Source organism: Nocardioides nitrophenolicus (assembly GCF_016907515.1).
GTDB lineage: Bacteria > Actinomycetota > Actinomycetes > Propionibacteriales > Nocardioidaceae > Nocardioides > Nocardioides nitrophenolicus.
In genome coordinates, this window is sequence record NZ_JAFBBY010000001.1 from 3,187,394 (window position 1) to 3,209,809 (window position 22,416).

At 72.8% G+C, this 22,416-nt stretch carries 20 protein-coding genes; 14 read left to right on the forward strand and 6 right to left on the reverse strand.

Going from position 1 to position 22,416, the window contains the following annotated elements; all coding sequences use genetic code 11:
• Positions 1-70 precede the first annotated feature (70 nt).
• The gene (gene ftsH / locus JOD66_RS15535) at positions 71-2,128 is read left to right on the forward strand and encodes an ATP-dependent zinc metalloprotease FtsH (RefSeq protein ID WP_204837763.1); all 2,058 of its coding nucleotides are present in this window, start codon (positions 71-73) and stop codon (positions 2,126-2,128) included.
• Complete coding sequence (gene folE / locus JOD66_RS15540) at positions 2,125-2,733, forward strand: GTP cyclohydrolase I FolE (RefSeq protein WP_204837764.1); 609 nt, start codon at positions 2,125-2,127, stop codon at positions 2,731-2,733. Before ftsH ends, folE begins: the two co-directional genes overlap by 4 nt.
• Before the next feature lie 129 nt (positions 2,734-2,862).
• Here folE and JOD66_RS15545 read toward each other — a convergent pair whose 3' ends face one another.
• Together JOD66_RS15545 and rfbB are read right to left on the reverse strand one after the other, a co-directional pair.
• A complete protein-coding gene (locus tag JOD66_RS15545; protein WP_204837765.1) occupies positions 2,863-4,251 on the reverse strand; it encodes a sugar nucleotide-binding protein in 1,389 nt (462 codons plus the stop codon).
• Between the two features lie 2 nt (positions 4,252-4,253).
• A complete protein-coding gene (rfbB, locus tag JOD66_RS15550) occupies positions 4,254-5,252 on the reverse strand; it encodes a dTDP-glucose 4,6-dehydratase (protein WP_307823552.1) in 999 nt (332 codons plus the stop codon).
• Positions 5,253-5,270: 18 nt separating this feature from the next.
• On the opposite strand from rfbB, the gene rfbA reads away from it, so the two are divergent.
• Entirely contained in the window at positions 5,271-6,164 is an 894-nt protein-coding gene (gene rfbA, locus JOD66_RS15555; protein WP_204837767.1) for a glucose-1-phosphate thymidylyltransferase RfbA, read from the forward strand.
• Between the two features lie 9 nt (positions 6,165-6,173).
• Here the strand turns inward: rfbA and JOD66_RS15560 are convergent, their stop codons facing one another.
• From JOD66_RS15560 to JOD66_RS15570, 3 genes are read right to left on the reverse strand one after another with little or no spacing between them, the layout of a single operon-like run.
• Positions 6,174-7,739, reverse strand: coding sequence for a glycosyltransferase family 2 protein (locus JOD66_RS15560; RefSeq protein WP_204837768.1), 1,566 nt, complete (start codon positions 7,737-7,739; stop codon positions 6,174-6,176).
• 10 nt (positions 7,740-7,749) lie between these two features.
• Entirely contained in the window at positions 7,750-8,259 is a 510-nt protein-coding gene (locus tag JOD66_RS15565) for a GNAT family N-acetyltransferase (RefSeq protein WP_204837769.1), read from the reverse strand.
• Positions 8,234-8,557, reverse strand: coding sequence for a type II toxin-antitoxin system TacA family antitoxin (locus tag JOD66_RS15570; protein WP_204837770.1), 324 nt, complete (start codon positions 8,555-8,557; stop codon positions 8,234-8,236). Before JOD66_RS15570 ends, JOD66_RS15565 begins: the two co-directional genes overlap by 26 nt.
• A gap of 75 nt (positions 8,558-8,632) precedes the next feature.
• On the opposite strand from JOD66_RS15570, the gene folP reads away from it, so the two are divergent.
• The 11 genes from folP (at position 8,633) to JOD66_RS15625 (ending at position 21,274) form a co-directional block, all read left to right on the forward strand.
• Positions 8,633-9,505 (forward strand): dihydropteroate synthase, encoded by an 873-nt coding sequence (gene folP, locus JOD66_RS15575; RefSeq protein ID WP_239545250.1) that lies wholly within the window; start codon positions 8,633-8,635, stop codon positions 9,503-9,505.
• Positions 9,502-9,909 carry a dihydroneopterin aldolase gene (gene folB / locus JOD66_RS15580; protein WP_204837771.1) on the forward strand — a complete coding sequence of 136 codons (408 nt, stop codon included), beginning with the start codon at positions 9,502-9,504 and terminating at the stop codon, positions 9,907-9,909. The genes folP and folB overlap by 4 nt, the downstream gene beginning before the upstream one ends.
• A complete protein-coding gene (gene folK / locus JOD66_RS15585; RefSeq protein WP_204837772.1) occupies positions 9,906-10,475 on the forward strand; it encodes a 2-amino-4-hydroxy-6-hydroxymethyldihydropteridine diphosphokinase in 570 nt (189 codons plus the stop codon). Before folB ends, folK begins: the two co-directional genes overlap by 4 nt.
• Positions 10,472-10,993, forward strand: a complete 522-nt coding sequence (locus JOD66_RS15590) for a DUF3180 domain-containing protein (protein WP_307823553.1) — start codon at positions 10,472-10,474, stop codon at positions 10,991-10,993. Before folK ends, JOD66_RS15590 begins: the two co-directional genes overlap by 4 nt.
• A 132-nt stretch (positions 10,994-11,125) precedes the next feature.
• A complete protein-coding gene (locus JOD66_RS15595; RefSeq protein ID WP_204837773.1) occupies positions 11,126-11,722 on the forward strand; it encodes a hypothetical protein in 597 nt (198 codons plus the stop codon).
• A 66-nt stretch (positions 11,723-11,788) separates the two neighbouring features.
• The gene (locus JOD66_RS15600; protein WP_204837774.1) at positions 11,789-15,358 is read left to right on the forward strand and encodes a bifunctional glycosyltransferase/CDP-glycerol:glycerophosphate glycerophosphotransferase; all 3,570 of its coding nucleotides are present in this window, start codon (positions 11,789-11,791) and stop codon (positions 15,356-15,358) included.
• A gap of 58 nt (positions 15,359-15,416) precedes the next feature.
• Positions 15,417-16,571, forward strand: a complete 1,155-nt coding sequence (locus JOD66_RS15605; protein ID WP_204837775.1) for a DUF8462 domain-containing protein — start codon at positions 15,417-15,419, stop codon at positions 16,569-16,571.
• A gap of 44 nt (positions 16,572-16,615) precedes the next feature.
• A complete protein-coding gene (locus tag JOD66_RS15610) occupies positions 16,616-17,788 on the forward strand; it encodes a hypothetical protein (protein WP_204837776.1) in 1,173 nt (390 codons plus the stop codon).
• Positions 17,785-18,621 carry a hypothetical protein gene (locus JOD66_RS15615; RefSeq protein WP_204837777.1) on the forward strand — a complete coding sequence of 279 codons (837 nt, stop codon included), beginning with the start codon at positions 17,785-17,787 and terminating at the stop codon, positions 18,619-18,621. The genes JOD66_RS15610 and JOD66_RS15615 overlap by 4 nt, the downstream gene beginning before the upstream one ends.
• Positions 18,618-19,841 (forward strand): hypothetical protein, encoded by a 1,224-nt coding sequence (locus tag JOD66_RS15620; RefSeq protein ID WP_204837778.1) that lies wholly within the window; start codon positions 18,618-18,620, stop codon positions 19,839-19,841. Before JOD66_RS15615 ends, JOD66_RS15620 begins: the two co-directional genes overlap by 4 nt.
• 26 nt (positions 19,842-19,867) lie before the next feature.
• Entirely contained in the window at positions 19,868-21,274 is a 1,407-nt protein-coding gene (locus tag JOD66_RS15625) for a bifunctional cytidylyltransferase/SDR family oxidoreductase (protein ID WP_204837779.1), read from the forward strand.
• On the opposite strand, the gene JOD66_RS15630 is transcribed toward JOD66_RS15625, so the two are convergent.
• The gene (locus tag JOD66_RS15630; RefSeq protein WP_204837780.1) at positions 21,258-22,394 is read right to left on the reverse strand and encodes a hypothetical protein; all 1,137 of its coding nucleotides are present in this window, start codon (positions 22,392-22,394) and stop codon (positions 21,258-21,260) included. The genes JOD66_RS15625 and JOD66_RS15630 overlap by 17 nt on opposite strands.
• Between the last annotated feature and the right edge of the window lie 22 nt (positions 22,395-22,416).

The window sequence follows — 22,416 nt, forward strand, 5'->3', positions numbered from 1 at the left end:
GAATGGGACCCGTCGGCGGCGTGTACCGTCGTCTGATCCTTGTCGACGGAGTTGGGGAGCGAGTAAGTCTGTGAAGCGCGTTTTCAGGGGGCCCTGGCTCTGGATCGTGGTGGCGGTCCTCGCCGTCGTCCTCGCTCTCGAGTTCCTCGCGCCCGGAGGCGGGTACGACGAGGTCCCCACCTCGCAGATGTCGAAGTACATCGAGAAGGGCCAGGTCGAGGACATCACGTTCATCGACGGGGACCAGACGATCGAGGCCACCCTCGACAAGGGCACCCGCAAGCAGGGTGACAAGGTGATGTCGTCGTACATCCAGGGCCAGCAGGAGACCCTGCTCGCGCTGGTCGACGAACAGGTCGCCAAGGGCACCATCGACAAGGCCAACTCCAAGAACCCGCAGCCCAGCCTGCTGGGCTCGATCCTCGCGACGCTGCTGCCGTTCGCGCTGATCATCCTGCTGTTCATCTTCTTGATGAACAACGTCCAGGGCGGTGGCCGGGGCGTCATGCAGTTCGGCAAGTCCAAGGCCAAGATGATCAGCAAGGACATGCCGAAGACCACCTTCGCCGACGTCGCCGGGTGCGACGAGGCGATCGAGGAGCTCGGCGAGATCAAGGAGTTCCTCCAGGAGCCGGCGAAGTTCCAGGCCGTCGGCGCCAAGATCCCCAAGGGCGTGCTGCTCTACGGCCCGCCCGGAACCGGCAAGACCCTGCTCGCGCGCGCCGTCGCCGGCGAGGCGGGCGTCCCGTTCTACTCCATCTCCGGCTCCGACTTCGTCGAGATGTTCGTCGGCGTCGGCGCCTCCCGCGTCCGCGACCTGTTCGAGCAGGCCAAGGAGAACGCGCCCGCGATCGTCTTCATCGACGAGATCGACGCCGTCGGCCGCCACCGCGGTGCCGGCATGGGCGGCGGTCACGACGAGCGCGAGCAGACCCTCAACCAGCTGCTCGTCGAGATGGACGGCTTCGACGTGCGCGGCGGCGTCATCCTCATCGCCGCGACCAACCGGCCCGACGTCCTCGACCCGGCGCTGCTGCGCCCGGGCCGCTTCGACCGCCAGATCCAGGTCGACGCGCCCGACCTGGCCGGCCGCAAGCGGATCCTCGAGGTCCACTCGCGGGGCAAGCCGCTGGGTCCCGACGTCGACCTGATGTCGGTCGCGCGTCGTACGCCCGGCTTCTCCGGCGCCGACCTGGCCAACGTGCTCAACGAGGCCGCGCTGCTCACCGCGCGCAGCAACCAGAAGGTGATCACCGCCCCGCTCCTCGACGAGGCGATCGACCGCGTGATCGCGGGCCCGCAGCGTCGTACCCGGCTGATGACCGAGAAGGAGAAGCTGATCACCGCCTACCACGAGGGCGGCCACGCCCTCGTCGCGGCGGCGCTGCCCGGCACCGACCCGGTCCACAAGATCACGATCCTGCCGCGCGGCCGGGCGCTGGGCTACACCATGGTGCTGCCCGACGAGGACAAGTACTCCCAGACCCGCTCGGAGATGCTCGACAAGCTCGCCTACATGCTGGGCGGCCGGGCCGCGGAGGAGCTGATCTTCCACGACCCGACCACGGGTGCCGGCAACGACATCGAGAAGGCCACCTCGCTGGCCCGCGCGATGGTCACCCAGTACGGCATGACCGAGCGTCTCGGCGCGATCAAGCTCGGCGAGTCCAACTCCGAGCCGTTCCTGGGCCGCGACCTCGGCCACTCGCGCAACTACTCCGAGGACGTCGCCGCGATCGTCGACGAGGAGACCAAGAACTTCCTCGCCGCCGCCCACCAGGAGGCGTTCGACATCCTGGTCGAGAACCGCGACGTGCTCGACGCGCTCGTGCTCGCGCTGCTCGACAAGGAGACGCTCGACAAGGAGCAGGTCGCGGAGATCTTCACCGCGCTGCGCCTGCGTCCCGAGCGGCCCGCCTGGACCGGCTCGCCCACCCGGGTGCCCTCCACCATCCCGCCGGTGGAGATCCCCGAGGAGATCCGGCGCCGCGCCGAGCAGAACGGCTCCGCCCCCGAGCCCGGCGACAGCGGCCAGATCCTGACCCCGCCCGGACCCGGCGGCGACGTCTACGGCGGCACGCCCACCGCGCCCCCGACCGACCCGCAGCCGCCGGCGCCCTCCGCATGAGCGAGCCCCTGGGCGCGCCGGGCGCGATCGGCGCGTTCGACCACGAGCGCGCCGAGGCCGCCGTCCGCGAGCTGCTGGCCGCCATCGGCGAGGACCCCGACCGCGAGGGGCTCCGCGACACCCCGGCCCGCGTGGCCCGGGCGTACGCCGAGCTCACCGCCGGGCTGCGGATGTCGCCGGAGGAGGTGCTGACCACCACCTTCGACCTCGGCCACGACGAGATGGTGCTGGTCCGCGACATCGAGCTGTGGTCGATGTGCGAGCACCACCTGGTGCCCTTCACCGGCGTCGCCCACGTCGGCTACATCCCGGCCGAGTCCGGCAAGATCACCGGCCTCTCCAAGCTGGCCCGCCTGGTCGACGTCTACGCCAAGCGGCCCCAGGTCCAGGAGCGGCTCACCACCCAGGTCGCCGACTCCTTGATGGAGATCCTCGGCGCCCGCGGCGTGATCGTGGTGATCGAGGCCGAGCACCTGTGCATGACCATGCGCGGGGTCCGCAAGGCCGGCGCCCGGACCATCACCTCCGCGGTGCGGGGGACGATGTTGTCGAATGCGACCACGCGGGCCGAGGCGATGGCGCTCATCCACAGCCCGCGGGGCTGAATATCTGCAGGAATACCCGCTGAAGTGGGTAATCCTGCGGGCTTCCTGACGGAAACTGGCACTTCCTGACGTGTGCAACAGTCAGGAGGCGCAGGGATACCCGCTGAACCGGGTATTCCTGCACCGGCCTCACCCCAGGTACGCCGCCAGCGCCTCGTCCGCATCGACGCTGACGAACCCGGTGGCCGCGAGCTTGTCGAGCGCGAGCGTGCTGTACAGCGGCCGAGGCGAGACGACCTTACCGGCGGCGTACTCCTCGGTGGTCACCGTGCTGACCCGGGCCGGGTCGTGGCCGGTCAGCTCGAAGACCTTGCGGGCGTAGTCGGCCCACGACCGCTCGGTGCCGCCGTTGGTGACGTTGTAGGTGCCGTACGGCGCCCGGGTGGCGACCAGGTGGGCCGTGGCCCGCGCCAGCTCGGAGGTGAAGGTCAGCCGGCCGACCTGGTCGGAGACGACGGCCGGGTCGACGCCGTCGGCCGCGAGGCGGGCCATGGTGCGCACGAAGTTGTGGCCCTCGCCGATCACCCACGAGGTGCGCAGGACGTAGTGGCGGGGGGCGCCGGCGACGGCGAGGTCGCCGGCGGCCTTGGTCTGGCCGTACACGCCGAGCGGGGCGAAGCGCTCGTCCTCGGTGTGGCCACCGGAGACCGGGGAGCCGTCGAAGACGTAGTCGGTCGAATAGTGCACCAGGGTGATGCCGCGCGCGGCCGCGACTCGGGCCAGGGCGGCGGGGGCGGCGGCGTTGGCGGCCCAGGCGACCGGCCGGCCCTCGGGGGTCTCGGCCTTGTCGACAGCGGTGTAGGCGGCCGCGTTGAGGATCAGCTCGTAGTCCTCCCACGGCCAGGCGGCCAACGCCGCCTCGTCGGTGAGGTCGAGATCGTCGAGGTCGACCAGGGTCGCGTCGGGGAACAGCGGCGCCAGGGCCTGGCCGAGCTGTCCGCGGCAGCCGGTGACGAGCGTCTTCTTCGGGGCCACCGGCTCGACCTCGCCGAGCCGGGGATTGGCGTGGTCCTTGGCGGAGATCTCGACGTCGGCTGAGTCGAGCGGGATCGGCCACGGGATGGCGACGTCGGGGTCGGCGAGGTGCAGGGCGGGGTAGGTCGTACCGGGGCGCCAGTGGTCGTTGACCAGGTAGGCGTAGACGGTGCCGTCCTCGAGCGCCTGGTAGGCGTTGCCGACGCCGCGCGGCACGAACACCGCGACGCTCTCGTCGACCTCGCACCAGTACGTCGCCCCGAAGGTCTCGCCCGCGCGCATGTCGACCCACGCGGCGAACACCTTGCCGGTGGCGACGGACACGAACTTGTCCCACGGCTCGGTGTGGATGCCGCGGGTGGCGCCTCGCGTGGCGTTGTAGCTCATGTTGTTCTGCACCGGGCCGAAGTCGGGCAGGCCGAGCGCCACCATCTTCTCGCGCTGCCAGTTCTCCTTGAACCAGCCGCGCTCGTCTCCGTGGACGGGCAGGTGGACGACGAGCAGCCCCGGGATCGGCGTCGTCTCGACGCGCAGCTCGCCCATGGTCACTGGCCCTTCGCGGCGTACGCCGCCTCGGTCGCGTCCTTCTTCGGGCGCCACCAGGCCTCGTTCCGCTGGTACCACTCGACGGTCTGGGCCAGACCGGCCTCGAAGTCGGCGTACTGCGGCGTCCAGTCGAGCTCGGTGCGCAGCTTGCCGGAGTCGATCGCGTAGCGCAGGTCGTGCCCGGCGCGGTCGGTGACGTGCTCGAAGTCGTCGGCGTCGCGGCCCATCAGGGTCAGGATCAGCCGGACCACCTCGAGGTTCGACTTCTCGCCGTCGGCGCCGATCAGGTAGGTCTCGCCGATCCGGCCCCGCTCGAGGATCCGGAGCACGGCCGAGGAGTGGTCCTCGGTGTGGATCCAGTCGCGCACGTTCTCGCCGGAGCCGTAGAGCTTGGGCCGGCGACCGTCGACCACCTCGGTGATCTGGCGGGGGATGAACTTCTCGATGTGCTGCCACGGGCCGTAGTTGTTGGAGCAGTTGGAGATGGTCGCCTGCACCCCGAAGCTGCGCACCCAGGCGCGCACGAGGTGGTCGGACCCGGCCTTGGAAGCCGAGTACGGCGAGGACGGGGTGTAGGGCGTGTCCTCGGTGAACCGCTTCGGGTCGTCCAGCTCCAGGTCGCCGTAGACCTCGTCGGTGGAGACGTGGTGGAACCGGACGCCGGCCTTGCGGACCGCCTCGAGCAGCGTGAACGTGCCGATCAGGTTGGTCTGGATGAACGGCGACGGGTCGTTGAGCGAGTTGTCGTTGTGGGACTCCGCGGCGTAGTGGACGACCGCGTCGTGCTGGTTGACCAGCCGCTCGACCAGGGCGGCGTCCACGATGTCGCCGACCACCAGCTGGACCCGCTCCTCGGGCAGGCCCGCCAGCGACTCCCGGCTGGCGGCGTAGGTCAGCTTGTCGAGGACGGTGACGCTCGCGTCGGTGTGGCGGACGAGGTGGTGGACGAAGTTCGAGCCGATGAACCCGGCTCCGCCGGTGACGAGAACGCGCTGCACGCATGCCAGTCTAGGAACATGCGCGGGATCATTCTTGCCGGAGGTACGGGCAGTCGTCTGCACCCGGTGACCCATGCGGTCAGCAAGCAGCTGATGCCGATCTACGACAAGCCGATGATCTATTACCCGCTCTCCACGCTGATGCTGTCCGGCATCCGCGAGGTGCTGGTCATCACCACGCCCCACGAGGCCGAGCAGTTCCGCCGGCTCCTCGGCGACGGCAGCCAGTTCGGCATCGAGATCAGCTACGCCGTCCAGCCCTCTCCCGACGGCCTCGCGCAGGCCTTCCTCATCGGCGAGGAGCACCTCGCCGGAGGTGGGGCGGGCCTGGTGCTCGGCGACAACATCTTCTACGGCGCCGGCCTCGGCACCCGGCTGCGCCGCTTCGAGGGCCTCGACGGCGCCGCGGTCTTCGGCTACCGCGTGGCCGACCCGACGGCGTACGGCGTCGTGGAGTTCGACGCCGAGGGGCGCGCGCTGTCGCTCGAGGAGAAGCCCGAGAAGCCGCGCAGCCGCTACGCCGTGCCCGGCCTCTACTTCTACGGCGCGGACGTCGTCGAGAAGGCCAGGACGCTCCGGCCGTCGGCGCGCGGCGAGCTGGAGATCACCGACCTCAACCGGATTTACCTCGACGAGGGCCGGCTGCAGGTCGAGGTGCTCCCGCGGGGCTCGGCGTGGCTCGACACCGGCACCTTCGACGACCTCAACGACGCCAGCAACTTCGTCCGCGCGCTCGAGGTCCGGCAGGGCACCAAGGTCGGCGCGCCCGAGGAGATCGCCTGGCGGCTCGGGATCATCGACGACGCCCGCCTCGAGGAGCTGGCCCGGCCGCTGCTCAAGAGCGGGTACGGGCGCTACCTCCTCGACCTGCTCGCCGAGGCCGCGGACGCGGGTCCGAACCATCTGCTGTGACCGGGGCGCTCAGCCTCGTCGCAGCCGCCTGAGCAGCCCCTTCCGGGCGGGTGGCTCCTCGGCGGCGAGCCGGAGCAGCAGCCCGTCCTGGGCCGAGTAGTCGAGCACGACCGAGCCGACCTGGGTGCCGGCCGGCAGCTCGCTGAACGCGCGCTTGATCCCGGTGCGCCCGTCCAGCTCGCACATGCCGAGCACCAGGTGCGCGCCCGGCGGCAGCGCGCCGCCCATGGCGGCGGTGGCGGGGTCGAACCGGGCGGTGAAGGTGCCGGCCGGCTCGAGGGTGCCGTCGTCCTGCTCGACCAGCTCGATCCGGGAGGTCGACGGCAGCAGCCAGTTGACCCGGGTCGGGGCGTGCCGGACCGCCACGTCGACGAACGCGTCCGACACGTCCGCCGACGGGGTCAGGCCGTGCTCGGCGAGCAGGCCGGCGAGCGGTTCGGGGAGGGCGCGGACCACGGCGCCGTCCGTCGTACGCCGGGCGAAGGGCTGTCCCGGCACCGGGCTCCAGGTGACGGTGCCGGCGACCGTGACCCCACCCTCGGGCGCCTCCTCGACGGCGGTCATGACGAACTCGGGACGACGGTCGATGCCGTCGCGCAGGAAGTCGGCGGCGGCATCGGCGTGGCCGGCGCGGAACAGGGTGATCGCGACCCGGCTGCGCTCGGGGAGCAGCGCGTCGAGCTCGGGCGGGACGTACGCCGCGAGCATCCGGGCGACCTCGGCCCGCGCCTCGGCGACCCGGTCGGCGTCGTCGTCGCTCGCGCGCTGCCCGAGCTGGGAGACCAGCCGCACGTGGACGTTCTGGGCGAGCAGCTCGTCGCGGATCGCGGGGTGCTCGACACCCGAGATCAGCCGGAACAGGCGGTCGAGATAGGGCCAGTACTCCGGGTCGCCGCTGTAGTCGAGCCGGGTCCCGTCGGTCGACGTCGAGTTGTTCTCCGCGGTCTTGCGCCAGTGGTAGAAGGGCGTCGAGCTGAGCAGCGCGACCCGTGGCAGGTGCCGGATCACGTCGACGTGGAAGAACAGGTCCTCCCACAGGTGTCGCGGAGCCTCGGGGAACCGGACGTCGTGGTCGACCAGGAAAGCGCGCCGGTACAGCTTGTGGGGCGTCATCGGCAGCAGTCCGCGCAGTGGCTCGGCGCTGGCGTCGGGTGTGTCGTGGGTGTACTGGGTCAGCCCCCAACGCGCGATCTGGGTGCGCACCTCCTTGCCGTTGACCACGTCGGCGCCCGCGACGTCACCGAGCGCGACCCCGGCCCGCAGCGCGTCGGGGTACAGCTCGTCGTCATGGTCGAGGAAGAGCACATAGCGCCCCCGCGCCTCGCGGACGCCGATGTTGCGCGGCCGGCTCGGCCACCCGGACGGCTCCAGGGCGAACGAGCGGTAGTTGGCCCGGCCGGCCGCGATCCGCTCGATCCGGGCGGCGGTGTCGTCGGGGGAGCCGTCGTCGAGCAGCAGCACCTCGAGCTCGGCCTGGGGGAGGGTCTGCGCGTCGAGGGACGCGATCGCCCGGTCCAGCCCCGGACCGGAGCGGTAGGTCGGGATCACGACGGACACCGCGGGAGCCTCGGCCATGTGGGGGAGTCTAGGAGTCGGTCGTGCGGGTCGCCTGATCGCGCTCCCGACGAGCGGCGCTCACCGTCAGGACGAGCCGGCGCGGCAGGGTCGTGTCGATGAAGCCGTGATGCCGGTAGAAGCCGGCCGCCGGGTCGTCGACGGCGTCCACGACGACAGAGCGCCCGCCGCCCCGGTCGCTGGCCTGGACGATCACGTCGAGGGCGTCGGCGAGCAGCGCGGCACCGAGCCCGTGACCGTGCAAGCCGACGTCGAGGGCGAGCTTCGCGATCAGGTAGCTGGGGATCTGCGCCGGCTCGCCGCGCCTGAGGCGTGAGGTCAGCGAGGCGGCGTCGACGGAGTGGGGCGTGACCGCGACGTACGCCTGGACCGCCCCGCCGGGGCTCGGCCACACGTACACCCGAGCCGTTCCCTTCGCCTCCGCGGTCCGCGCCGCCGACCCGAGCCAGCCGTCGAGGCCGGCGTTGCCGCAGCGGAACGAGGTGACGTCGTGGTCAGGCGTCAGCCGGGTGAGCAGCATCGGCGCGCAGCTCCTCGAGGCGTCGGAACGCCTTCGCGAGGGCGGGGTCGGGGGCGGGCGGCTCGTCGAGCGCGGCCAGCAGGTCGTCGAAGAACCGGTCGCTGACGACCGTCCGCCTCATCAGGATCTCGTCGATCCGGGCTCCGGTGGCGCCGATGATCAGATCGGTGCCGCTGACGCCGTCCTCCCGCGCCGCCTGCTCGAGCAGGCTCTTGAAGTCCGCGCTCACGCGGATGTTGAGCCGCTCGGTTCGCGGGGCGTCGGTCCACCGGTGGTCGGGGCGCGGCGGCTCGGCCAAGTCTCCTCCTCCCCTTGTCGTCTGTACATCGTACGCACATCGCCCCAGCCACCGTCAGCATCTAGGGTTTCCGGCATGACCGGACCGTCGACGCCCCTGGTGATGGGTGTCGTCAACGTCACGCCCGACTCGTTCTCCGACGGCGGGCGGTACGCCGACCCCGCGCGGGCGATCGCCCACGGCCGCGAGCTGCTCGCGCAGGGCGCCGACATCCTCGACGTGGGTGGGGAGTCCACCCGGCCTGGCGCGACCCGGCCGCTGCTCGCCGAGGAGCTGGACCGCGTCGTCCCCGTCATCGAGGCGCTCGCGGCCGCCGGCGCGACGGTCTCGGTCGACACGATGCGTGCGGAGGTGGCCGAGCGGGCGGTCGCGGCCGGCGCCCGGATCGTCAACGACGTGTCCGGCGGGCTCGCCGACCCCGCCATCCTCGACGTGGTCGCCCGCACCGGCGCCACCTACGTCGCCATGCACTGGCGCGCCCACAGCGACCGGATGCAGCAGTTCGCCAGGTACGACGGCGGGGTGGTCGCCGCCGTCCGCGCCGAGCTGGGGGAGCGGGTCGCGGCGATCCGGGCGGCCGGCGTACCCGACGACCGGATCGTGCTCGATCCCGGCCTCGGCTTCGCCAAGCTGGCGGAGCACAACTGGGAGCTGGTCCGCAACCTGGACGCGCTGGCGGAGCTGGGCTTCCCGCTGCTGGTCGGCGGCAGCCGCAAGACCTTCCTCGGGCGTCTGCTCGAGGATCCCGCGGGCGAGCCGCGCCCGGTGGGGGAGCGGGAGGCGGCCGGGGTCGCCCTGAGCGCGCTGCTGGCGGCGGGGCTGGGGGGTGCTCCGGTGTGGTGCCTGCGGGTCCACGATGTGCGTGCCCATCGCGACGCGCTGGCGGTTGCGGCACAGTGGACCCCAGCCGCGGATCGGGCCGGGGCGCCGGAAGAGGGATCGAGATGACTGACGAGCTGAGCATCCTCGGCATCGAGTGCTTCGCCCATCACGGCGTCTTCGACCACGAGCGACGCGACGGTCAGGTCTTCCGGATCGACCTGACCCTCGCCGTCGACACCGCCCCCGCGGCGGCGTCGGACGACTTGCGCGACACCGTGGACTACGGAAGCCTCGTGGACCAGGTCGTGGCCGCCGTGACGAGGGACCCGGTCGACCTGATCGAGACCCTCGCGCAGCGGATCGCCGACACGTGCCTGTTGGACCCTCGTGTTGAATGGGTGCGTGTGACCGTCCACAAGCCGGATGCGCCGATCGAGGCGACGTTCGCCGACGTACAGCTCACCATCACCCGCCGCCGTGAGGTCGCGGGGACGGGAGACCGAACCGGGAAGGCAGAGGGCCCAGCATGACCGAGACCCCCAATCCGAACATCGTCGACGCGGACACGCTGACCGGCGAGATGCGACCGATCCGTCGGGTGGTGATCGCACTCGGATCCAACCTCGGCGAGCGGTTCGCGACCCTGCAGGGCGCCCTCGGCGCCCTCGCCGACACCCCGGAGGTCTGGATCACCGGCGTGTCCCCGGTCTACGAGAGCGCCCCCGTCGACTGCCCACCGGAGGCCAAGGACTTCCTCAACGCCGTCGTGCTCGCCGACACCACCCTGCCGGCCCACCGCCTGATCGACCGCGCCCTCGCCATCGAGGACGCCTTCGAGCGCGAGCGCAGCGACGTCAAGAACGCCCCGCGGACCCTGGACGTCGACCTCATCGTCGTCGGCGACCGCCGCAGCGACACCGACGAGCTGCGCCTGCCCCACCCGCGCGCCCACGAGCGCGCCTTCGTGCTGAAGCCGTGGCACGACCTCGAGGCCGACGCCGTGCTGCTCGACCACGGGCCGATCGCCGACCTGCTCGACAGGGTCGACGCCAGCGGCCTCAAGCTGCGTGACGACCTGGTGCTCGAGACGGTGTGACGCGAGACCCGGTCCAGGAGCCCGAGCCCGAGCAGGAGCCCGCGGGTCCGTCTCCCGACGGGCTGCGGCCCACCGGCCTGCCCACCGTGCTGGGCTGGGCGGTGGCCGGCACCGTCGTCGGCTGGGCGGTGCATCCGGTGTGCGACCGGCTCGGCGTCGTACCCCCGCTGGTGTCCGCCGCGCAGCCGCTCGCGCTGCTGCTGCTCGCCGCGATCCTCGGGTACGTCGCCTGGGTGACCCACCGCGCCGTCCACGTGCGCCGCGAGCGGCTGGAGGCCCACCAGGCCGTCAATCGGCTGGTCCTGGCCCGCGCGAGCGCCCTGGTCGCGGCGCTGGTCACCGGTGGGTACGTCGGCTATGCGCTCTCGTGGATCGGCGACTCCGCCGAGCTGGCCGACGACCGGATGGTGCGCTCGTTCCTCGCGGCCGGGTGCGCCCTGGGTGCCGTGGTGGCGGGGCTGCTCCTCGAGCGGGCGTGTCGGGTCCGCGACGACCCCGATCCTCCCCCGCGCATCTGACGAACGGGTCGCGTCCGGGACCGATGGGCGACCCATTCGTCAGATGCGCGGCTGACGCACTGTGACGGTTGGGACGAGTGTGACAAGCGTGTCTGCCGCGTCTCCGGGGTCCGGAGGCTTACCGTGCAAGACATGACTTCCCCTGTCATGTCCGGCAACCGCCGTCGACAGCGCTCCACTCGGGTCCTGGTCGCTGTCCTCCTCCTCGTGCTCGCGACGCTCGCCGTCGCCGGCACCGCCGTGACCGGCTCCTGGATCCTGGTCACCATCGCCGCCGTCGCCGCCCTCGTGCTCGGCGCGGCCGCCACCAAGATCACCCACACCGAGCTCCTGGACTCCCGCCAGGAGGCGGCGCGCGACCGGGCCGTCCAGGCGCGGGCGTACGCCGACCTCACCGAGGCCCGCACCGCGGAGAACGTCGAGTTCGCCGCCGACATGACCGGCAAGGTCGCCAAGCGCGACGCCACCATCGCCCGCCTCGAGAAGCGCCTCGGCGACGCCGCCGCCGAGCTGGCCGACGCCCGCCGCGAGCTGGTCGAGGCCGGCGAGCGTGCGGAGGAGGCCCAGCGCACCGCCGACCGGCTCGCGAAGAGTCTCGCCGACGCCGAGGAGCGCGCCGGCCAGGCCGTCGTCCGAGTCGCCGAGCTCGAGGCCGAGCTCGACGTGCTCACCGCCCAGATCCACGCCCTCGAGGCCCAGGCCCGCACCCAGGCCCGCCGCCCCGCCTGATCCGTCGTACCCCCTCGGTAGCATCGGGCGACCCATCCGTCGTCGACCCGAGAGGACGCTGCCGCCGTGGCCTTCGACCGCGCCCGCGCCCAGCAAGGCCTGATCCGGCTCGCCAAGGCCGGACCCGGCCGGCTGCGAGGACCCCTCGGCCGCGCCACCCGCCGGTTCCGGGGTGAGTTCTCCGGGCCGCTGGTCACCGTGGTGCTCCCGGTCAGCGACGACGACACCACCCGGATCGGCACCTGCCTCGACTCGCTGAAGGTCCAGACCCACCGCAACCTCGAGGTGCTCGTGGTGCGCTTCGGGCGCCACGACCGGGTCACCGCGACGGTGCGCGAGCACGCCGCCCAGGACTGGCGGATCAAGACCCGGATCAAGGTCGAGCGGTCGCTCGCGGCGGCCCGCAACGCGGGAGTCGCCGCCGCCTCCGGCGAGCTGGTGGTCGTGGTGACCCACGCGGGCGACGACTTCGTCCACACCGGCCTCGAGCGGCTGGTCGAGGCCCAGACCCGGTCCGGCTCGCCGGTCGTGGTCGGCGCGATGCGCGAGCCCGACATCGCCGGCTGGATCCCCGACTCGGCCTACGACGCCGCCCACCACACTCCCGTCCGCGCGACGACGCTCGCCGCCACCCCGGTCGCGGTCACCGACCTCGGCCTCGGCAACCGGCTCTTCACGAAGGAGACCTGGCGCGAGCTCGGGCTGCGCTTCACCGACGAGTTCCCCGACGGCGCCGACGTCGCGCTCGGGATGCTGGAGCGGGCGCCGGCCTTCGACCTGCTGGCCGACTTCACCTACATCCCCACCGACCGCCGCGACGGCGTCCAGGTCGGCACCGTCCCCGACGTGCTCAGCGGCCTGCCCGACTGGATCGAGCGCAACGACCACACCTGGCACCGCGTCGAGTCGCTCGGGCTGCCCGAGGTGCGCGACTGGTTCCTGTGGGGCGTGCTCGACACGGCGGTGCAGCCGCTGATCGCCGACGTCGAGCGGGCCGACGAGCAGCAGTGGCAGACCCTGCGCGACCACGTCGCGATGCTGCTCGACGCCGCCGACGAGCAGGTCTGGGCGCGACTGAACGCCGAGGCCCGGGTCAAGCTCTGGCTGCTGCAGGGCGGCCACCGCAAGGCGCTCGAGGACTTCCTCGGCGCCCGGCTGTTCACCCGCGGCAACCGGCCCACCGAGGTGCGCGACGGCAAGGTGTGGGCGCTGCTGCCCCACCACGACGACGTCGAGCTCGCGATACCGCCCGAGCTGTTCGAGATGACCGCCGACGAGACCCGGTTCCGCGCGATGCTGCGCGAGGCGCGCTGGGTCGACGCCACCACCCTCGAGCTGACCGTCTTCGCGGCCGTCGACTTCGTCCACATGACCACCACCCCGACCATCGCCTGCGCCCTGGTCGACAGCGCCGCCGGACGGCGGATCGAGCTGGAGATCCGGCAGTTCCGCGACGCGCGCGCCAACCAGGCGCTGCGCCGCCACCAGGACTTCTCCTGGGGTGCCTTCGACGCGGTGGTCCCGGTCGCCGAGGTGGTCGCCGCGAGCGCCGACACCGCCACCTGGGTGCTCGAGGTCGACATCGACGTCGACGGCGTGCGCCGCTCCGGCGCCGTCCCGCTCATCGACGAGCAGGCCTCCGCCGGCTTCATCGGCCGCGACCACCTCGCGCCGCGTCCGGTCGCCGGCTCGGTGGTCGCCTTCAACCCGCGCTCCGACGTGGTCGGCCTGCGCATCCGCCCCGACCAGGGGCCACGCCTGCGGACCCTCGCCGTCGAGGGCCGCGCGGTCCGGGGCGTCATCGACCCCGCCGACACCCCCGTCATCGGCCTCCGGGTCACCCAGGGCACCCAGCAGGTCCGTGCCGAGCTCGCCGACGAGCCCGACGGCGCGCGGTCCTTCCGGCTCCAGCTGCCCGCCGCGTGGACCGGACAGCGTCGCTGGCGGGTCGAGGCGCTCACCGCCGACGGCCGCGAGGTCGCGCTCGGCTGGCCCGCCGGCGCCCCCCAGTGGCTGGGGGTCGGCGCGGGCGAGGTGGTCGGCTCCCGCGCCCCCTCCGGCGACACCGAGCTCTACGAGGCCGCCGACACGCTCGTGGTCGACGACCTGTTCGTCGAGGGCCGGCGCCTCGACGTGACCGCACGCTGGCTGGGCCTCCCCACCCCCGACGCCCGGCTCGCCCTGCTCGCCCAGGTCGGCGGCGCGGAGGTGCTCGCCACCGACCTGCCGCCCGCCGCCGACGACGGCACCGTCCGGGTGAGCCTCACCCTGACCACCGACCGCTGGGGCCTCGGCGAGCGCCCGCTCGCCCCCGGCTGGCTCTGGCTCGCGGTCACCCACGCCGGCGCCACCACCCGAGCCCTCCTCGGCGACGCCGGCATCGACCGGCTCCACCACTTCATGGTCGGCGCCGACTACTCCGCCCGGGTGGTCCAGGAGGCCCGGGTCGCCGGGATCGAGCTGCTCCCGCCGGTTCCCGTCGAGGAGCGGGTGCCCTACGGCCAGACCCAGCTCCAGGAGTGGTACGCCGACGCCGAGATCCCGCTCGAGCCCGACGCGGTCTACTTCCAGTCCTATGTCGGGGCGTCGGCGACCGACAGCCAGCTCGCGCTCCACCACGAGCTGCGACGCACCCGCCCCGACCTCACGCTCTACTGGGGCGTGGCCTCGGCCGCGTCCTGGGTCCCGGAAGGCGCCGTGCCGGTCGTGCTGACCACCCGCGAGTGGTACCGCGTGCTGGCGGCGGCCGGGCAGCTGTGCATGAACATCGACCCCGAGCGCTGGTTCCGCAAGCGCCCCGGCCAGCGGCTGCTGCAGACCTTCCACGGCTACCCCTCGAAGTCGATGGGCATCCGGATGTGGGACGCCAAGCACTACCCGCCCCGGCGCATCGAGCTCGAGCTGGCCCGCACCTCCCACCAATGGGACCTGATCCTCACGCCCGATCCCGACATGGACCAGTACTACCGCCGCGAGTACGCCTACGACGGCGCGATCCACAACGAGGGCTACCCACGCGACGACGTCCTGGTGGGGGAGCGGGCCGCGGCCGTGCGCGACGACGTACGCCGTCGGCTCGGGATCCAGCCCCATCAGAAGGCGATCCTCTACGCCCCCACCTGGCGCGACGACCAGGCCACCAACTGGCGTGCCGCCGACGCCGTCCACCACCTCGACGTCGCCACCGCGGCCCGCGAGCTCGGTCCCGACTACGTCCTGCTGCTGCGTGGCCACCGCTTCCACAACCCCGCCGGCGACGGTGCCGGGGCGACCCGCTTCCTCGACGTCACCGAGTACCCCGAGATCAACGACCTGATCCTCGCCGCCGACGCGGCCGTGCTCGACTACTCCTCGCTGCGCTTCGACTTCGCGCTCACCAACCGACCGATGGTCTTCCTGGTCCCCGACCTCGACACCTATGTCGGTGGCGTGCGCGGCTTCCTCTACGACTACGCCCCTACCGCCCCGGGCCCCCACGTCGACACCGCCGAGCAGGTCGTCGACCTGCTGCGCGACCTCGACGGGCTGCGGAGCCGCTACGCCGACGACCTGGCCGCCTTCCACGCGCGGTTCAGCCGGTTCATGGACGGCCATGCCGCGGAGCGGGTGGCGGCGGCCTTCTTTGGAGACTCCTAGTCGCTCCTAGACGCCCTAGACATTGCTAGACGTCCTCGATCGACCTAGCCTGGCCACCGTGTCGAGACGGGTGCCCAATCCCTACCGCCCGGGCTTCAACCAGGCTCCGGTGGCACTCGCGGGACGGCACCGGATCACGGCCGCGATCGACGAGGTGCTGGCGATCGCCGCGCTGGACGCTCGCACGCCGCGCCCGCTGGCGCTGACCGGTCCACGGGGAGTCGGCAAGACGGTCATCCTGGGCGAGGCGGCCTCCCGCGCCGCGGACACCTACGCGTGGCTGACCGCCCCGGTGGAGGTTCGGCCCGGCCGCCCGTTCCTGCCCCTGCTGGCCGACCGGCTGCTCGCGATCCGCGATCTCTACCGGCAGGCCAAGCCGGGAACCCGGCTCCGGGTGACCGGCGCGACCGTCCGGGCCAGCGTGTTGGGGGTGGGAGGCGAGATCGCGCTCACGCGGGATGACGCCGACCGGTCCGGACGGCCGTCCCTGGAAGCGGCCCTCGCCGAGGCGTGCGCCGCGGCGGATGCCCTGGAAGCCGGCGTCGTGGTGACGATCGACGAGCTGCAGCTCGCGTCGAAGCCCGAGCTCGGCGAACTGGCCGCGACGCTCCAGGAGCACGTCCCCGACGACTGGCCCCTCGTCGTCCTGCTGGCCGGTCTGCCCAGCCTGCGGGGAAGCCACCAGGGGGTGACCTATCTCGAACGTGCGGAGTGGCACAGCATCGGCCTGCTGGACCAGGCGGACACGTTGGACGCCCTCCGCGTCCCTGCCGCGATGGCCGAGCGGCCGATGGACGACGCAGCGGCCGCACGCCTCGCCGCGGCCTCGGGCGGCTATCCCTACGCGATCCAGCTGATGGGCCATCACGCCTGGCGCGCGTCCAGCGGAGCCCAGGAGATCACCACCGAGCACGCCTCGGCGGCCATTCCGGCTGCACAGGAGGAGCTCGCCGCCGGCCTCTACGCCGCCCGCTGGGAGGACTCCTCCCAACGCGAGCGCGAGTACCTCCGCGCCCTCGCCCAGCTCCTGTCCCTCGAGCCGAGAGTGACGGGCGCCCAGGTCGCGGCCGCGCTCGGCAAGCCCGCCAAGGCCGTCTCCTGGATCCGCGAGAGCCTGATCCAGAAGGGCACGATCTTCCCTGAGGGAGACTCGGTGCGGTTCACCATCCCCGGACTGGGTGACTGGCTCAGGTCGGGGAATGATCCGTCGTGACCACGCCCTCGATTCCGCCGCCGACCGAAGGAGCCTTTCCCGCGATGCGCATCGTCGACCTGCCCGACGCCCTCCCGGACGGCTCGCGGTTCATCCACATCGGTCTGCCCAAGACCGGGACGACGGCGCTCCAGGGCGCGCTCGACCAGGCGCGCCCCGAGCTCGAGGCGCTCGGTGCCCACAACGTCAACCACGGCCGGCACGAGATGAGGGTCGGCCAGGTCGCGGCGGGCGGCCTCGCCGAGTTCTGGCAGGGGTCGTGGGAACGACGGTGGGAGGCTCTCGCGACCGAGTTCCGCGAGTCCGACGCCCGATGCACCTTCTGGTCGAGCGAGTCGCTCAGCCACGCCAAGGGTGAGCGGATCTCCTATCTCGCCGACAAGCTGGGCGCCGACACGCACGTCGTCGTCACGCTCCGTCCGCTGGCGCCGCTCCTGGTCTCGCAGTGGCAGCAATGGCTGCGACGTCGCGGCACCGAGTCGTTGGAGGACTGGGCGAGCGGACAGTTCTCCGCCGTGGACGTCGAGGGCGAGGTGCACGTCGACTACGTGAAGTTCATGCCGACGCTCCACCGGTTCAGCCTGCGTCGCATCATCGAGGAGTGGGGCCCGGTCTTCGGCGAGGAGCGGATCGTCCTCGTCGTCCCCGACCCGGTCGACCGGCTGCGCAACTTCCGGGTCTTCGAGCGCCTGATGGGGGTTCCGGAGATCCTGCAGCCGGTTCCCGAGGGGAACGCCTCGCTGCCCTATCCCGAGGCGGAGATGCTGCGGCACTTCAACCGCGCCTGGACCGACCACGGCGGCGACCACCCCACCTGGATGGAGGTGATCGGCGTGCTGGCCCGGATCCCGTTGCGCGACTACACCGCCACCACCACCCCCCACCCGATCCGCGCTCCGCGCTGGGTCGCCGAGAAGGCCAACGAGTACGCCGCCGCCTGGAACTCCGCCGTCGAAGCCTCCGGCGTCACGGTGGTCGGCGACCTCGCCGACCTCGTGGTGGACCCGTCCGGCTACGCCGAGCAGGTCGATGTCCCGACCACGGTCGACGTCGAGAGCGCCGGCAGGTTGATGGACGTCGCCTTCACCGCCGCGCTTCGGCACGCGCCCGAGGCTCCGGCGGCGACGCCGCAGGCGCCCGACCTCTCGTCGTACGCCGGTCGCGAGCTGGTCCGCGAGCTCGGCCGTCGCGCCCGCCGAAGGGTGGCGAGGCGATGAGCCGGCTCCACGTGCCCGACGCCCACGCCGGGATGAACGCCTTCGCGGTCCCGACCTGGTGGGCCTCGCTCGAGGACGAGCGGGTCACCCGCGACGACGACGAGCTGCCCGACGTCACCCTGGTCGAGCTCTCCGAGCTCGCCGGGGACCGCACCCTGCTGGTCGTGGGCGCGGTCGCCGAGCTGCTGTCCGAGCCCACCGCGGAGGGCCTGGCCGCCTGGGTGGCGGACGTCCGGGCGCTGCACTCCGCCGCCGCGCCGGTCCACCTCGTGGTCTCTCTCGACGAGGTGGTCTCCCTCGACCAGCTGCTCACCCTCGCCGCCGGCCGTCGCTGGCCGCGCTTCGACGTGGCCGCCGCGGCCGCCCACACCGACGCCGACCCGGTGCCGCCGCAGAGCGTGCCCGGCGGGCAGGACACCGCCCGCGCGTACGCCGACGCGATCGTCGCCCAGGTCGAGGTGCTGCTGCCGCCGAGCCGGCAGACCGCGGTCGACGGCGCCGCCGACGCCACCGCCTGCATCAGCCGCTCCCTCGACACCGACCCCGACCTCGGTCCCGCCGAGGCGCGGGCGATGCGCGACGCCTGCCGGGCCGCGCTCGCGGAGCTGGAGGCCGACGGGGTCGTGATCAGCGGTCCTCGCGACGCGCTGCTGTGGCCGGTCCCCGCCGAGCGCGGCCTGGTCCCGATCGATGTCGCGGCCGACGCCGCGCTCGAGGTGATGCTCGGCCTGGTCGAGCGGCCCGCCGACCTCGCGCCGGACCGGCCGGTCGTCGTACCCGTGGAGGAGCTGCCGGCCCGCGTCCTCCTCACCCGACTGAGGGGCAGCCGATGACCGCGCGGATCCAGCCGCTGCCCGATGGCTCCACGCTGGTCCACATCGGGCCCTACAAGACCGGCACCACCGCGATGCAGGGCGCGCTGTGGGAGGCCCGGGACGCGCTGGCCGCGCACGGCGTCGCCTATCCCGGCGAGCTGGCCCACGAGATGAACGCCGCCATGGCGCTCGCCCTCGGCCGGGTCGACCCCGGCAAGGACGTCGAGGCCTTCCGGGAGCGCTGGTACGCCCTGGTGGCCGAGCTGCGCGCGACGGCGCCGCGGATCGGGGTCCTGAGCAGCGAGGTCTACTGCGAGGCGACCGACGAGGGCGCCCGCACCCTCCTCGACGAGCTCGGCCCGCGCACCCAGATCGTGATCACGGTGCGGCCGATCGTGCGGCTGCTCGGCTCGCAGTGGCAGCAGTACGGCCAGAACGTCCCCGTGCCGCCGTACGCCGAGTGGCTGCGCGCGATCCTCGACCAGGCTGACTCTCCCGACGGAGGCGCGGTCACGCCGTCCTTCTGGCAACGGCACCGCCACGACCTGCTGGTCGAGCGCTGGGTGGGCCTGGTCGGCGCGGACCGGGTCAGCGTGATCGTGGTCGACGACCGCGACCACCGCGGGCTCCCGGCGGCCTTCGAGGGTCTGCTCGGCCTGCCCGAGGGTCTGCTCCGGCCGCCCGCCGACAAGACCAACCGGTCGCTGACGTTCGCCGAGGCCACGCTGATGCGGGAGCTGGTCGAGCGCACCTCGCAGCCGCCGTGGACCAGCGCCGACCACGGCCGGTTCGTCCGGTTCGGCGCCGCCCGGGGCCTCCAGGCCACGCCGCCCGACCCCGCGGCCGAGCGGCTGCTCACCCCCGGCTGGGCGATCGACCGGGCGCTCGAGGTCGGGGCCGCGATGGCTGAGCGGATCGGTGCCTCCGGCGCGCGCGTGATCGGCGACCTCGGCCTGCTCTCCGACCGGGCGCTCGCTCCCGCCGAGGGCGACAACGCGCCGGTCGGCGCCATCGACCCGAGCGCCGCCGCGGCCCTCGCGGTCGGCATCATCACCAAGCTCACCGGCGTCCATCCGCGCCCCGAGCCCCGCGACCTCGCCGGCCCGGTCGAGCGGGCCGCGTGGTCCCGGCACCGCGCCGTCACCGAGCGCTGGGACGCCGAGCGCGACCAGGCCGGCGCTCGTCGTACGGCCGCCCGCGAGCTGGCCCGCCGCGCCCGCCGCCGACTCGGCGGTTGACAGCGCCGCGTGGGAGACTGCGGGCCATGACGAGGAATGTCGCCGTCCTGCTCGCCGGTGGTGTCGGGAGCCGGGTCGGACTGGACATCCCGAAGCAGCTGATCAAGGTCGCCGGCAAGACCCTGCTGGAGCACACCCTGCTCGCGCTCCACGACCACGTCGACGTCGACGAGGTGGTCGTGATGATGACGCCCGGCCACACCGACGCGGTCCGCGACATCACCCGCGGTGGCGGCTACCCCAAGGTCACCGCGATCCTCGAGGGAGGCGAGACCCGCAACGACACCACCCAGCGCGCCATCGACCACCTGGTCGCGACCGGCGACGCGGCTCAGACCCGGATCCTGCTCCACGACGCGGTCCGCCCGCTCGTGACGCCGCGGATCATCGGCGAGTGCTTCACCGCGCTCGAGCGCTATCCCGCCGTCGACGTCGCGATCCCGTCGGCCGACACCATCATCGAGGTCGCCACCGACGACACCATCCGCTCCATCCCGCCGCGCGCCTCGCTGCGCCGCGGCCAGACGCCGCAGGCCTTCCGGCTCGACGTGCTGGCCCGGGCCTACCAGGTCGCCGCCGGCGACCCCGACTTCACCGCCACCGACGACTGCAGCGTCGTGCTGAAGTACCTGCCCGACGAGCCGATCATCGTGGTCCACGGCGACGACCGGAACATGAAGGTCACCGAGCCGATCGACGTCTACATCGCCGACAAGCTCTTCCAGCTCACCGGCATCGACCTGCCCCGGGCCAAGGACGACGCCGGCTACCGCGCCGCGCTCGAGGGCAAGACCATGGTCGTCTTCGGCGGCAGCTACGGCATCGGTGCCGACATCGCCGAGCTCGCCCAGTCGTACGGCGCCACCGTGCTCACCTTCAGCCGCTCGACCACCAACACCGACGTCGGCCGGCGTGCCGACGTGGCGGCCGCCGCCAAGGAGGCGGTCGCGAAGGCCGGCACCATCGACTTCGTGGTCAACACCGCGGGCGTGCTGCCGCGCGGCGAGCTCCTGGAGACCACCGAGGAGACGGTCTACGCCGCCACCGAGATCAACTACCTCGGCCCGATCTTCATCGCCCAGGAGTTCTACCCGCACCTCGCCGCCAGCCAGGGTGCGCTGCTGCTCTTCACCTCCAGCTCCTACACCCGCGGCCGCAGCGGCTACAGCCTCTACTCCTCGGCGAAGGCGGCGACGGTCAACCTCACCCAGGCGCTCGCCGACGAGTGGGCCGACGCGGGCGTGCGGGTCAACTGCATCAACCCCGAGCGGACCGCCACCCCGATGCGCACCAAGGCGTTCGGCCAGGAGGCCCCCGGCACCCTGCTCGACTCCCAGACGGTCGCGCGCACCTCGGTCGACGTGCTCATCTCCGACCAGTCGGGGCACGTCTACGACGTCCGGAAGGACGACCCCTTCAGCCTCGGCGACTGAGCCGCGCGCGCAGCCCGCGCACGGGCGCGGCCACCTCCGCCGGTGTCGGCCGGGACGGCGCGGCGACCTCGCGCGCCGTGAGCCGCTCGGCCGCCAGGGCCAGGCCGGCGCCGAACCACCCCGCGACCGCCGCGTCGATCGCCGCCGGCGGTTCGGGGGTGGCCGCGACGCCGCCGAGCGGGGTCGCGGAGATCGAGTCCAGGTCGCCGTAGACCGTCGCGCCCAGGTCCCGGATCGTGGCGGCCATCTCGGCCGCGACCGCGTTGGCGCGCTCGATCGCCCAGTCCGGGGTCACGAGCGGGGCCTCGCCGGGCGCCGGCTCGCGCTCCTTGAGATGGTCCTTGAGATGGCGGAACAGCCGGACGTAGTGGTCCGGCGGGAGCCCGAGCTCGGCGTACCCGGTGTTGAACCGGCGCAGCAGCTCGGCCTCGTCGGCGGTCAGTGAGCGATTCTCGCGGGCGTCCTGACCGGCCAGGGTCTCGGCGCGGAGGCCGAGGAGCTGCTCGAAGGTGTGGGGCAGGAAGGCGTGGTCGCGGGAGTCGAGGACGACGACCAGCACCCGCTCGGCGCCGACATGCGCGGCCCACCTGCGCGCCAGCGCGTCGTGGCGATGCCGGTTCCAGAACTCCCGCGGCTCGGGCGCCGACACGTCGTCGGCGAGCACCATCCGCAGCCAGGCGTCGAAGGTGTGGGGGCTCTGCCTCTGCAGGCCCTGCTGGTACTGCGACGACAGGATCCGGGCCAGCGGTCGCAGGGTGATCGCCACCCACAGCTCGTCGGTGCCGAGGTCGCCGACGATCCGAGCGATCTGCTCGTCGGTCGCGTCGGAGAGGAACTCGCTGCTGAACACCCGACGCTCCGGCCCCGCCGCGGTGAGCGTGCCCACCACGGCCCGCCAGGCCTGCTCGGCCCGCGCGGGGTCCCGCCCGGCGACCATGCGGTCGGTGACATAGCGCGCCGCCCGGGCGTCGTGCCGGCTGCGCGACGCGTAGTGCACGCCCTGCGGGCCGAGGTCCGCGCGCGCCAGGTCGAACGCGCTCTGCAAGGCCGTGGTCCCGGTCTTGTGGGGTCCCACGTGCAGCAGGCGGGCGCCGGCGGGCAGGACGGACGGCGTCGACATGGGGCCGAGCCTAGGAGACACC